The sequence below is a fragment of the Bacillus cereus group sp. BfR-BA-01441 genome (genome assembly GCF_022663075.1).
Lineage (GTDB): Bacteria > Bacillota > Bacilli > Bacillales > Bacillaceae_G > Bacillus_A > Bacillus_A cereus.
The window spans coordinates 65,400-78,950 of the sequence record NZ_JAKUEU010000006.1; the positions used below are offsets into that span (position 1 = coordinate 65,400).

The following is a 13,551-nucleotide window of genomic DNA, read 5'->3' on the forward strand; positions in this document are numbered from 1 at the left end:
TTGAGAGATAACTTGTCCTTTGAAACTTGAGTAATCAATCTAATCATTCATAAGAATGAAGTCTTCCCCACGCAAATAGACATTCCCTTTTTATCATTTCTTGTTGTCCTACCAAAAAGCATATTGCTTTATCCCTATAAACATTACCATAGTATGATGTATTTCGCCAATTTTAACAATAAAGAGGCCCTTTATTATCTTACATTTCATAAGCAATGAACTTGCCATTTTCATACAACGATTTATATATTATTTTATCATTCTGAATTTTCTAAGTAAATAAGACTACCCTATATTTTTGTACATAAAAAAAGGTTACCAAATCGGCAACCTCCTCTTCTTACATTACATAAATTCAGCAACAAGCTCATCAAACATTTTCTGATCCATATTTAAATCAGATTTCACTAAAGGCTCTTCACTATAGCCTTTAACAAGTTCTTGATATGATGGTTGCTTAGTATTTTGATAAATTAACCCTGTTACTAAACCGTTATTTTCCATTAAAGTTTGCATAGCCATCATGCGATTAGATGGATCATATCCCTCTACTGTACTTAGTTTCGTTAAATTCTCTTTAAACCAATCGTAAGTATTTACTTTATTGTAAGTAACACATGGGCTAAATACGTTAATTAATGAAAATCCTTTATGGTTAATACCAGCTTCAATAATTTGTGTTAATTCTTTTAAATCACTCGAAAAGCTTTGCGCCACAAATGTCGCACCAGCTGTTAAGGCCATTTCCATTACATTTAGTGATGGTTCAATTGAACCTTGTGGTGTGCTTTTCGTTTTAAATCCAGCTTCACTACGTGGTGAAGTTTGCCCTTTTGTTAATCCGTAAATTTGGTTATCCATTACGATGTACGTAATGTCGATATTACGACGAATAGAATGGATTGTATGACCCATACCAATCGCAAATCCATCACCGTCACCACCTGAAGCGATAACTGTTAAATCACGATTTGCCATTTTCACACCTTGCGCAATTGGAAGGGCACGACCATGAATACTATGCACACCATATGAATTAATATAACCTGAAATACGGCCTGAACAGCCGATACCAGAAATAACAGCAAGTTCATCTGGATTTAGGCCAACGTTAGCTGCCGCACGTTGAATTGCAGCTTGCACTGAGAAGTCTCCGCAACCTGGGCACCAGTTTGGCTTTACACTGTTACGAAAGTCCTTAAATGTTGCCATTTAATACAACCCCTTTTTTGCATTCGTTGTAAATCTCTTTCGGCAAGAATGGGTTTCCATCATATTTTAAAAGACTAGAAATTTTCTCACCATTACCAAGATTCATTTTCATAATGTTAGCAAGCTGACCTGTTGCATTGTTTTCTACTACTACAACACGCTTCGCCTTTTTCACAAGTGGATCGATTTCAGCTGTTGGGAACGGGTGAATTAAACGCACATGAGCATGGTTTACTTTCATACCCTCTTGTTCTAAACGCGTCATTGCCTCTTCGATCGCACCACGAGTTGAGTTAAATCCAACAAGCAATACGTCTGCTTCTTCATGCTTAACATTTTTATAAACAGGGGTATTAAACTTCAAGTTCTCCATTTTACGGAAACGTTTGTCCATTTGATCTTTACGGTTTATTGCTGATTCCGATGGTTTTCCAGTTTCATCATGTTCTACACCTGTAACATGGTGAACACCATTTTTCATACCAGGTAAAACACGTGGTGAAACGCCGTCTTCTGTTACTTCATAACGCTTGAAGTATGCTTTATTTTCACGTTCTGGTAATTCTACTTCTAAATCAAGCTTACCACGACGAATTTCCACTTTATCTAATTTAAGTGGTTCTACTGTTTGTTTTCCTAAAGAAAGCTGTAAATCTGTTAAGAAAATAACAGGAACTTGATATTCTTCAGATAAGTTAAATGCTTCTACAATGTCATAGAAAGCTTCTTCAACTGTACTTGGCGCCATTACGATTTTTGGAATTTCACCATGCGTACCGTAAATCATCGCCATTAAGTCAGACTGTTCTTGCTTAGTTGGTAATCCTGTACTTGGGCCGCCACGTTGTGTATCAACAATTACTAATGGAGTTTCTGTAATACCTGCTAAACCGATTGCTTCCATCATTAATGAAAGACCTGGACCAGCAGATGCCGTTAATGTACGAACACCAGCATAGTTTGCACCGATTGCCATTGTACAAGCTGCGATTTCATCCTCAGTTTGGATTACTGTTCCGCCGACTTTCGGTAATTTTTTAATTAAGTATTCCATAATTTCTGATGCGGGTGTGATTGGGTATGCTGACATAAAACGAGCACCACCAGCTACCGCACCAAATGCGATTGCATCGTTCCCAATCATAAACATGCGTTTTTTACCATCAGCTTTTTCAAGCTGCATCATGTTTACTTTCTCACCTAGTAATTCTTTCATATATTGAGAGCCACGTTTAATTGCGTCCATATTCTTTTGAACGACTTGCTCTCCTTTACGACCAAAGATTTCTTCAACAACATCTAAATAAGCTGTTTCATCTAATCCTAATACTGCACTTGATGCTCCAACAGCAACCATGTTTTTCATTAATGATGTGCCTAATTCTGAAGCAATATCTGTAAACGGTATCACATATAGATTTACATCTGTATTGTCAGGTATTGTTGGATTAAATTTCGCATCCGCAACTACAATTCCACCTGGACGTAGTTCGTGGAAATTAAAATCAATTGTTTCTTGGTCAAAAGCAATTAAAATATCTAAATCATCTGAGATCGCTCGTACTTCTGTTGTACTTACACGAATTTTATTATTTGTATGGCCGCCTTTTATACGTGATGAGAAGTGGCGGTAACCGTATAGGTAATATCCTAATCGGTTTAATGCAATACAGAAGATTTCTCCTGTACTTTCAATTCCTTCACCTTGTTGGCCTCCAACTTTCCATGAAAGTTGACTAATCATCTCCTACACCCCTTTTGGCTGCATTCATTGTAGTGTATTTTTTTACAGTAATAGTTTAGCATTTTTTATGCAAATAAACTACAACGGACGCAAATTATGCCTCTTCTGATTTCCCTGAATCTTTAGTATAAAGCTATTTTGTTTTTCATTCTAGTATTAGGTCTTAAAAAAAGCAATAAAATCAAATGAATTAATTTTAATTTTTCTGAATTTTAAACCAAAACTTAAAAACTCATATGTTCTACAAAATTATCATATAAAAATCGTTCTACAGTAGATGTAGCATAGTGTTTACAAAGCTCATTCATTACATTTTCATAATCTCGATAAACTGATACATTTACAACTGTTTCTAAAATCCCATCAAAATCTGAACCAAATCCTATATTGTACTCTCCACCTAATGAACAAATATATTCGATATGTCTTACTATATCTGTTATATTTGCTTCATTTTCATTCGTTAGAAACTGCGGTACAAAAGTGACACCGATCATGCCATTTTTCTTTATAAGAGCTTTAAGTTGTTCATCGTTTAAATTACGTGGGTGCTCGCAAAGTTTCATACAATTTGAGTGGGAAGCAATAGGATTTTTTGCAATCTCTATAACATCCCAAAAACTTCTTTCATTCAGATGAGACACATCAGTCCATACATGTAGCGCATTCAGTTCTTGTACAACCTGTTTACCAAAATTCGTTAAACCCGCCCCACGTGTCTCTAGCGCACCATCAGCTAAGAGATTGGCATAATTCCATGTTAGTCCAAAAGAACGTACTCCTAGGCGATACAACAACCGTAATTTCATTGCTTCTTTTCCAATTGCTTCGCATCCTTCTAGTGTTAATATCGCTCCAACCTCGTCCTGTTTTAACATGTTAATATCATCTTTTGTCTGAATAAACTTTACACCTGGTAGGGATAAAATTTCATTATAAAAAATATCTACCATTTGTAATGCTGCTTCAAATCGGTTTTCATATGCCACTGTTTCTGGTACATATATAGCAAAACATTGTATACTTCCTTTTCTTCTCTTTAACTGTTCAAATGTAATATGTAATTGTGAATCATCGTTAAAATTCCTTTTCCCTTGTGCACTCCATAACTGAAGAAGCACGTCACAATGAGCATCAAAAATTTTCATTTTCATTCCTCCATTATAAAAACAACCTGTTTGCATACTGCAAACAGGTTGTTTAAAACTTAACGAGGTTCTACAATTAATTTTATTGCTGTACGCTCTTCGCCATCAATCATAATATCTGTAAACGCTGGGATACAAATCAGGTCCAAACCACTAGGCGCTACAAATCCTCTTGCGATTGCTACTGCCTTTACCGCTTGGTTCAATGCACCTGCACCAATAGCTTGAATTTCTGCTGTTCCGCGTTCGCGAATAACACCTGCAAGTGCACCAGCTACAGAATTAGGGACCGACGTTGCTTTAACTTTTAATATTTCCATTCCGCGTTTCCTCCTCGTTTCTTTAAAAAGTATTAGCAATTATTTCACTTTAACTTATATTCACGAGGAATGGCGCGTATTCCTGCTAAATTTTCGTAATTTTTCTAAAAAATTAAAATATAATAACTTATCTAAAATTTAACGGGAATTTACTCAAAAAATGGTTGATCGTCATTAATTAAAATACGTTCAATTTTCTTTGCTTTTCCTGTATTTGGATCCACATCAATTAACACTGCACTTAATTGCGTTCTACCATTTGTTACTTCAAATCGTACTGGTAAGTTTGTTAAAAACTTCTTCAATACTGCTTCTCTATCCATACCTAATATTCCATCATACGGCCCTGTCATTCCAACATCTGTAATGTATGCCGTTCCGCTTGGTAAAATACGGTTATCTGCTGTAGGGACATGCGTATGCGTACCTACTACTGCTGTAGCACGTCCATCTACATACCAACCTAGCGCTTGTTTTTCACTTGTAGTTTCCGCATGGAAGTCAACAAAGATAATATTCGTACGTTTTTTCGCAATATTAATTAATTCATCCACTTTACGGAATGGACAATCAATCGGAGGAAGGAAAGTACGTCCTTGTAAGTTAATAACTGCAACTTCTGTTCCATTACAGTTCACAAAGATAAGTCCTTTTCCTGGAGTTCCTTCTGGGAAGTTAGCTGGTCTTGCAAGATATTTTGCATCATCGATGAATTCAAATACTTCACGATTATCCCAAGCGTGGTTTCCAAGTGTAACTGCTTGCGCCCCACATTCTAAAAAGTTTCGATATATTTTTTCTGTAATCCCACGGCCACCTGCTGCGTTTTCTCCATTAATGATTGTTACTGTAGGTGTATATTTTTTCTTTAATGCCGGTACGTATTGTTGAATCATACCTCTACCAGGAGATCCTACTACATCCCCAACAAATAATATTCTCATATGTCTTACCCTTTCTATGTACTGCATTTTTTATTGCTATAGCATCAAGTAAATTCCTTATAATATGTTTATTATAAGTTTGTTTCACTTTTATACTATATAACTAACTGTCTTTATTTTATCCAATTCCAACACAAAAAAATAAAGTGGTGTTTCACCACTTTATTTTGCGTATTCCACTGCACGTGTTTCACGAATAACAGTTACTTTAATATGTCCTGGGTAATCCAGTTCATTTTCAATACGTTTTCGGATATCACGAGCTAAACGATGAGCTTCTAAGTCATCGATTGTATCTGGTTTTACCAAAATACGAACTTCACGTCCTGCTTGAATTGCAAATGACTTTTCAACGCCTTCATAAGACTCTGAAATCTCTTCTAACTTTTCAAGACGACGAATATAGTTTTCAAGTGTTTCACTACGAGCTCCCGGTCTTGCAGCTGATAAAGCATCTGCTGCTGCAACTAAAACTGCAATGATAGAAGTTGGTTCTGTGTCACCATGGTGAGATGCGATACTGTTTATAACTACAGGATGCTCTTTATATTTCGTTGCAAGTTCAACACCAATTTCAACGTGGCTTCCTTCTACTTCATGGTCAATCGCTTTTCCGATATCATGTAATAGACCTGCACGTCTTGCTAGTTTTTCATCCTCGCCAAGCTCTGCCGCCATAAGTCCAGTTAAATATGCAACTTCCATAGAGTGTTTTAAGACGTTTTGACCATAACTTGTACGGTATTTTAAACGACCTAAAATTTTAATTAAATCTGGATGTAATCCATGAACACCCACTTCAAACGTTGTTTGCTCTCCGACTTCGCGAATATACTCGTCCACTTCACGTCTTGATTTTTCGACCATCTCTTCAATACGCGCTGGGTGAATACGTCCGTCCTGTACTAGTTTATCAAGAGCGATACGAGCTGTTTCACGACGAATTGGGTCGAATCCAGAAAGGATTACTGCCTCTGGTGTATCATCGATAATTAAGTCAATACCCGTTAACGTTTCTAACGTACGAATATTACGACCTTCACGCCCGATAATACGTCCCTTCATTTCGTCATTTGGAAGATTTACAACCGAAACGGTTGTTTCAGCAACATGATCAGCTGCACATCTTTGCATTGCAAGAGATAAAATCTCTTTTGCTTTCTTATCCGCTTCTTCTTTCGCGCGAACTTCACTCTCTTTTACCATAACAGCGATTTCATGAGAAACTTCACTTTCTACTTTACCAAGAATAATTGCTTTCGCTTGTTCGCGTGTCAGATTGGAAATGCGCTCTAATTCTGTTTGTTGCTTTTGAACTAACTCTCCCACTTTGCTTTCCAACTCTTCAATCTGTTGTTGTCTCGCTACAAGAGATTCCTCTTTCTTCTCTAACTGTTGCTCGCGTTTATCGAGCGTTTCGTCTTTACGATCAAGGTTCTCTTCTTTTTGCATTAAACGATTTTCTTGTTTTTGTAATTCGCTTCTACGGTCACGAATTTCTAATTCAGCTTCTGTACGAAGTGTATGAATTTCATCCTTTGCTTCTAAAAGCGCTTCTTTCTTAAGTGCTTCAGCATCACGATTCGCTTCGTCTAAAATACGTCTCGCTTCATTAGCCGCACCATTAATCTTCGCTTCAGCAATAGACTTTCGAACAAAAAAGCCAACAACTGCACCGACTGTTGCAAGCAAAATGGAGATGAGTATCCAAACTGTACTCGTCATGATTTCACCTCCCCTTGCTATGAATGAAAAAAGACTGTCGGCATGTACATTGAATTACAACATACAGCAAAGACCGTCGTCCCGCTTTTTTAAGGGACTTTCTTCATTTCACAATTAAAATGTCATATTATTATTTCGGTAAGATTTAAACCTTACTCCGAATATTACTTCTCTTCTTGAGAAGAGTATATTGTATATAAGAAAAAATATACATTCTCATTGTATCTATCGTAATTTTCATTGTCAAGCGTTGTCTACTTTTACTTTCTTTGCCTTCAGCCTTGAATGTGACCTAAATTTTAAAAGTAAGGAGCCTACTATACTGGAAAACCTTAGTAATTCCCATTTCTTTTACTTAAAATATTTATATATCCCTCTTTACACAACGCATTTGAAGTAAAAAAATATTTTTTATCTATAGTATTATGCTCCTTAATAGTAGATAAAAAAATAAAAGACACGAGGCCGTGTCTTTTATTTTTTTAATCAAGAAGAGTTGAATCTTCTGCGCCCTCAGCACCAGAATCTTCACTAATTCCGTGATGCTCACGAATAAAGAAAGCAATTTCTTCTCTTAAATCTGTATTTTCTTTTAAGAACTGCTTCGAATTTTCACGACCTTGTCCTAGGCGTTCTTCATTATAAGAATACCAAGCACCGCTCTTTTGAACGATATCAAGCTCAGAAGCCATATCCAAGATTTCACCTTCTCTTGAAATACCTTCTCCGTACATAATATCAACTTCAGCAACACGGAATGGTGGTGCTACTTTATTTTTCACTACTTTTACTTTTGTTTTATTACCAACGATGTCGTTACCTTGCTTTAATTGCTCCGCACGACGCACTTCAAGACGAACAGTTGAATAGAATTTCAACGCACGACCACCTGGAGTTGTTTCTGGGTTTCCGAACATAACCCCAACTTTTTCACGAATTTGGTTAATAAAGATTGCAATTGTTTTTGATTTGTTGATTGCTCCTGAAAGCTTACGAAGTGCTTGTGACATTAAACGTGCTTGTAAACCTACGTGTGAGTCACCCATGTCGCCTTCAATCTCTGCTTTCGGTACAAGAGCTGCTACAGAGTCAATTACGATAATGTCAACCGCACCACTTCGTACAAGTGCTTCCGCGATTTCTAATCCTTGCTCCCCTGTATCAGGCTGTGATAATAGTAATTCATCTATGTTAACGCCTAATTTTTGTGCATATACAGGATCCATTGCGTGCTCCGCATCGATGAATGCTGCTTGTCCACCTTGACGTTGTACTTCTGCAATTGCATGTAATGAAACTGTCGTTTTACCTGAACTTTCAGGTCCGTAAATTTCGATAATACGGCCACGTGGATATCCGCCTACCCCTAGTGCCACATCAAGTGCTAAAGAACCACTAGAAACCGTAGAAACTCTACGCTCCGCTTGTTCTCCTAATTTCATAATTGAACCTTTACCGAATTGCTTCTCTATTTGTTTTAACGCCATATCTAACGCTGCTTGACGATCACTCATTCAAAATTCCTCCTTAACTGAATTGCTAATCTTATTATACCTATTTTCAATTCAATTTGCCAACAAAAATCGAACATTTATTCGATTTTTTTTATTTTCTATCAAATAATATCTAAATTTAACCGTAAAAAAACTAGAAGAAACTTATATCTCTTCTAGCTTTTTATATAAATGATAAAATCCATATTTTGCTGTTCGTTCTCTAATTTGTTGACGACTTCCGCTTAAATTAAGAGGAAAGACTACAGTTGGTTCATCCTTAATCGAAAGCCCAACAAATACTGTTCCTGGTTCTTTCTGTTCTGAAGCATCTGGCCCTGCTACCCCAGTGAAACTAATTCCAATATCCGCTTTTAGTACATCCTTAACATTTTCAGCAAGATAACGAGCACATTCTTTACTAACTGCACCATCAGTATGCAACACTTCTTCAGGCACACGTAAAACATATTGCTTCACATCATTATGATAACAAATGACACCGCCTTTAAACACAGAAGAAGCACCAGCGTTTTCAGTTACTTGATTTCCAAAAAGACCACCTGTTAAACTTTCTGCACACGCTAAAGTTAACCCTTTTCTCTTCAATAACTCGATTGCCTTATAATGCAAAAATTCTTGGTCATATCCGTAGAAAAATTCTCCTACTCTTTCTAAAATCAAATCTTCCACATGTTGAATTAGTTTCTCCGCTTCGCTAACATTTTGATGCTTAGCGGTTAAACGTAATGTCACTTCTCCATCATTTGCTAACGGGGCAATTGTTGGGTTTGTTTGTCCATCAATTAAATCTTGAACTTTCACCTCTAATTGGGACTCCCCAATGCCGAAGAAACGAAGCACACGAGAATAAATGTTTTCTCCTGTTGTAAAATTACGTAAAAAAGGCTCTACGTAACTTACATACATTGGTTTCATTTCTTTTGGCGGCCCTGGTAATAAAATATAAACTTTTCCGTTCTTATTTACCCCCATACCCGGCGCCATACCGTGGTCATTTGCAAATACTGTTGCTCCATTTAAAACGAGCGCTTGCTTTTTATTATTCTCCGTAAATTCACGGCCTGTACGCTTAAAGTAATTACTTATTAAGGCTAATGCCTTTTCATCATACACAAGCTCTTCATCTAAACTAGCAGCTATCGTTTCTTTCGTTAAATCATCTTTTGTCGGTCCTAATCCACCTGTAAAAATAAGTATATCAGCACGTTCTTCCGCAGCTTCAATCGCCTTTTGCAATCGCTTATTATTATCACCAACAACAGTATGATAGTACACGTTAATTCCGATTGAAGCTAACTTTTCAGATAAAAACTGGGCATTTGTATTTGCAATTTGTCCAAGTAATAATTCAGTTCCAACCGCAATAATCTCAGCATTCATCCCAATTCCCCCATAAACTTCTATTTTGAGTTTACAAAAGCAGCTCTATTTTTCCAGAAATAATCCCATCCTGAAATAACAGTAAAGATTAATGCAATCCATATGAAGATATCCGCAACTGGAATATGGATTAAATTTAAAGGTACATCGTGTAATAAATATGCTGCAATCGCAATAATTTGTGTCCATGTCTTAATTTTTCCTAGCTGGTTTGCTGCAACTACTTCCCCTGTTCCAGCAAGTACAAGACGTAAACCAGTTACCGCAAACTCACGACTGATAATTACAATAACAATCCAAGCCGGTACATATTGCATCTCTACCAATGTAATAAGTGCTGCCGAAACAAGTAATTTATCAGCTAACGGGTCAAGAAACTTCCCTAAATTCGTTACAAGATTATATTTTCTTGCGTAATGTCCATCAATCCAATCTGTAGCTGAAGCAATGATAAAGATAAGTGCCCCCACTAAATGTTGAATCGGTAAATCAACATCACCAATTTTGTATGAACCCCAATCAAAGGGTGCTAACATAATTACCATAAAAATTGGAATTAAGAAGATTCTAGATATTGTAATTTTATTTGGTAAATTCACAGCTATTCCTCCATCATATCAAAAACATTTGTTCATCGAAAAAAAGTCATCGAAGCGATGACTGTTATTGTGCAGGTTGCTCTATCCCCTGGTTTTTTATCACCAATCTTTGGTGAAGTTCTTTTTCTGGATCCAATGGATAAGCGACCACTTGGCCATTCAGTTTAACTTCAACATTCGTTGCATTTCCAATATTAAGTCGCACTTCTTTTAATGTTGATACATCACGTTTTTCTATTTGGCCCTCTTGTACTGTAGCGTTTAGAATCACATTCCCAGCATCATCTTTAACATCTACATAACTCGCACCTTTACCCGATAATTCCAGTTCTAATGTTTTATTATTATGAATTTCCAAAGTAGATACCTTTCCAGTTGTTCCAACTACTTTCACTTCTTGCTGTCCAGTTGGTTGTGCTGGTTGCTCCTCTTTCTTTGGTTCTTCTTTCTTTGGTTCCTCTTTTTTTGGCTCTTCCGCTTTCACTTCATCTTTCTTCGTATCTAACGGAGAATCTTTCGCTTTTTGAACTTCAATTTTCTCACTTTGAGCACTCGGAACTTTTTCATCATCTTTTCCAGTTAACGCTTGAAACACAAACCAGATTACCACTCCAACTGCGATTACTAACAGCGCAACTAAGATTTTCGGCATGTGATCTGCAATTGGCCATGATGAAGATTTTTGCATTGTTTCTTGTGTTTTTTGTCCCGTTGATACTTGTGGAACTTCACGCTTTTCAGATTGTGGTATCGTACTCTGATGTTCTACGAGCAGTTCCTCTCCATTTAATCCAACCGCATCTGCGTATTGTTTAATGAATGCACGCGCATAAAAAGCTCCTGGCAATACATCATAATTGCCTTCTTCAATTGCCACTAAATGGCGTTTTTGAATTTTTGTAATCTCATGCAGCTGATCAATAGACAAGCCTTTCGCTTCTCTTGCTTCTTTCAGCTTTTGTCCCAATTCCGTCACTACTAACACCTCAATATTTCTTTAAAAGTCAAACATAGAGAAATTATTTTGCGTACCTTGCTCAATTTCATCTACTAAATTATATTGAATTTCTTCATCATAATCGTTACGCAACTCGATAATATAATCAAAATCATCCAATGTGTATTCTGACTGACTCACAAATACATCAGGATGTTCCACAACTTTCGTTGCAGGCAATCTCATAATTTCACGAACGAGCTGCCAATGTCTTTCGTTAGCACGCTTCGTTGACACAATTCCATCTAGGATGAAAATATTGTCATCGCTATACTCATCTTCAATTAATTGACTACGAACAGTTTGCTTAATAAGAGTAGATGATACAAATAACCACCTTTTATTTGCACAAACACTTGCAGCAACAATGGATTCTGTTTTTCCGACACGAGGCATTCCGCGTATCCCAATTAGTTTATGGCCTTCTTTTTTCATAATTTCTGCCATAAAGTCTACAAGTAAGCCTAATTCATCACGCACAAATCGAAATGTTTTCTTATCATCTGCATCTCGTTGTATGTACCTACCATGTCTAACCGCTAGCTTATCTCTTAGCTTGGGCGGACGATATTTCGTTACCGTTATGTTATCCATCGTATTTAAAATTGATTCAAGTCTAGAGATTTGCTCTTGATTATCACACATAAGAAGTAACCCACGTCGTGCATTATCTACACCATTAATTGTGACAATATTAATGCCGAGCATACCGATTAACGAAGAAACGTCACCAAGCAAGCCAGGTCGGTTTTTATGTATTTCATATTCAAAATACCATTCAATCATCCAAGATCACTCCCCTTGCTTACTTTACACCTACGTACTATATTATATGATTTCACCTTAATAGGGAAGCTAAATGTATAATCTACCCTGTGTAATTATTATACAAAAAAAGTAGAGAGGAGAATCTCCTCTCTACTTTTACTTATGTTGTACGAACTTAACCATTAAATTTGCAATTGTATGTTGCTCCTGTTCATCAGCAACTTTCCAAAGCTCAGCTAATAATTTCTCTTGGTCATTGCGTCCTTCTACCTCATTAGCAAGATAGTCGCCAACACGAAACGCCATATCTGATACCGCACCGCCATCTAAACCTTTGTCTTGCGCTTGCTCTAAACGTTCTCCTAAAAAGCTCTTCCACTGATCAAAATTATCTAATACTGACATAATTAAGCACCTCACTATTGAGTAATAAAATCATCCTTAATTTGTGCAACTATTCATTTTTTATGTAAGAATTTTTTAGCAGTGCCAACCGCCATTCACTCCGATAATTTGTCCAGTTATGTAAGACGCTCCTGGTGATACGAGGAATGAAACTGTTTTCGCTACTTCTTCTGGTAATCCTATTCTACCTAATGGTATATCTTCAGCAATTCCCATTTTATCTTCTTCAGAAAAAACACTTAACATTTCCGTTTCAATTGCTCCTGGTGCTACTGCATTCACACGTAATCCACTTAAAGAAACTTCTTTCGCTAAAGCTTTCACATATGAATTTTGTGCCCCTTTTACCATTGAATAAAGCACTTCACAAGAAGCCCCTATTTGTCCCCATATAGATGAAACAATTACAATATTACCACTTCTTCTCCCGATCATAGGCGGAAGTGCCATAGAAAGTAATTTATATACGTTCTTCACTTGAAGTTCTACCATATAATCCAATTCATCGTTTGTTACATCTGTTACTAGTCCAAAAATACTCTTCCCAGCTGCGTATACAATAACATCAATAGGATGTTCAATTTGTCCCCACAATTGCTCTGCTCCATCACTAGAAGCTAAATTCGCTTGAACAGGGATAACTTCTCCCCATGCCTTCTGCAATTCCAATACCTTTTCTTCACTGTTATTGTAATGAACATAAACTGTATATCCATCTTGAATTAATTGTTTCGAAATAGCAGAGCCAATTCCTCCGCTCCCTCCAGTTACTAACGCATACTTTTTCATAAA

Annotated in this window: 13 protein-coding genes; all 13 read right to left on the reverse strand. The window is 36.7% G+C overall.

Annotated features, from left to right (window positions below):
* Positions 1 to 345: 345 nt before the first annotated feature.
* The 13 genes from MR107_RS04615 to ymfI all read right to left on the reverse strand — a co-directional run bounded on the left by MR107_RS04615 (position 346) and on the right by ymfI (position 13,548).
* Positions 346 to 1,212: a 2-oxoacid:ferredoxin oxidoreductase subunit beta gene (locus MR107_RS04615; protein WP_000190155.1), complete on the reverse strand. Its 867-nt coding sequence runs from the start codon at positions 1,210 to 1,212 to the stop codon at positions 346 to 348.
* Entirely contained in the window at positions 1,199 to 2,956 is a 1,758-nt protein-coding gene (locus tag MR107_RS04620) for a 2-oxoacid:acceptor oxidoreductase subunit alpha (RefSeq protein WP_000625418.1), read from the reverse strand. The genes MR107_RS04615 and MR107_RS04620 overlap by 14 nt, the downstream gene beginning before the upstream one ends.
* Positions 2,957 to 3,180: 224 nt before the next feature.
* Entirely contained in the window at positions 3,181 to 4,104 is a 924-nt protein-coding gene (locus MR107_RS04625) for a dipeptidase (RefSeq protein ID WP_000688046.1), read from the reverse strand.
* Between the two features lie 59 nt (positions 4,105 to 4,163).
* A complete protein-coding gene (gene spoVS / locus MR107_RS04630; protein WP_000404341.1) occupies positions 4,164 to 4,424 on the reverse strand; it encodes a stage V sporulation protein SpoVS in 261 nt (86 codons plus the stop codon).
* Positions 4,425 to 4,573: 149 nt separating this feature from the next.
* Positions 4,574 to 5,368, reverse strand: a complete 795-nt coding sequence (locus tag MR107_RS04635; protein WP_001221095.1) for a TIGR00282 family metallophosphoesterase — start codon at positions 5,366 to 5,368, stop codon at positions 4,574 to 4,576.
* Positions 5,369 to 5,530: 162 nt separating this feature from the next.
* Positions 5,531 to 7,093, reverse strand: coding sequence for a ribonuclease Y (gene rny, locus MR107_RS04640; RefSeq protein WP_000204911.1), 1,563 nt, complete (start codon positions 7,091 to 7,093; stop codon positions 5,531 to 5,533).
* A 482-nt stretch (positions 7,094 to 7,575) separates the two neighbouring features.
* Positions 7,576 to 8,607 carry a recombinase RecA gene (gene recA / locus MR107_RS04645; RefSeq protein WP_001283860.1) on the reverse strand — a complete coding sequence of 344 codons (1,032 nt, stop codon included), beginning with the start codon at positions 8,605 to 8,607 and terminating at the stop codon, positions 7,576 to 7,578.
* A 144-nt stretch (positions 8,608 to 8,751) separates the two neighbouring features.
* Positions 8,752 to 9,990 (reverse strand): competence/damage-inducible protein A, encoded by a 1,239-nt coding sequence (locus MR107_RS04650; RefSeq protein ID WP_242292092.1) that lies wholly within the window; start codon positions 9,988 to 9,990, stop codon positions 8,752 to 8,754.
* Positions 9,991 to 10,010: 20 nt separating this feature from the next.
* Positions 10,011 to 10,589 (reverse strand): CDP-diacylglycerol--glycerol-3-phosphate 3-phosphatidyltransferase, encoded by a 579-nt coding sequence (gene pgsA, locus MR107_RS04655; protein WP_001052967.1) that lies wholly within the window; start codon positions 10,587 to 10,589, stop codon positions 10,011 to 10,013.
* A gap of 64 nt (positions 10,590 to 10,653) precedes the next feature.
* The gene (locus MR107_RS04660) at positions 10,654 to 11,565 is read right to left on the reverse strand and encodes a helix-turn-helix domain-containing protein (RefSeq protein ID WP_000137461.1); all 912 of its coding nucleotides are present in this window, start codon (positions 11,563 to 11,565) and stop codon (positions 10,654 to 10,656) included.
* A 21-nt stretch (positions 11,566 to 11,586) separates the two neighbouring features.
* Positions 11,587 to 12,372 (reverse strand): DUF3388 domain-containing protein, encoded by a 786-nt coding sequence (locus tag MR107_RS04665; protein ID WP_000574107.1) that lies wholly within the window; start codon positions 12,370 to 12,372, stop codon positions 11,587 to 11,589.
* Positions 12,373 to 12,510: 138 nt separating this feature from the next.
* Positions 12,511 to 12,759 (reverse strand): DUF3243 domain-containing protein, encoded by a 249-nt coding sequence (locus MR107_RS04670; protein ID WP_000114450.1) that lies wholly within the window; start codon positions 12,757 to 12,759, stop codon positions 12,511 to 12,513.
* 75 nt (positions 12,760 to 12,834) lie between these two features.
* A complete protein-coding gene (gene ymfI, locus MR107_RS04675) occupies positions 12,835 to 13,548 on the reverse strand; it encodes an elongation factor P 5-aminopentanone reductase (protein WP_000759604.1) in 714 nt (237 codons plus the stop codon).
* Positions 13,549 to 13,551 lie beyond the last annotated feature (3 nt).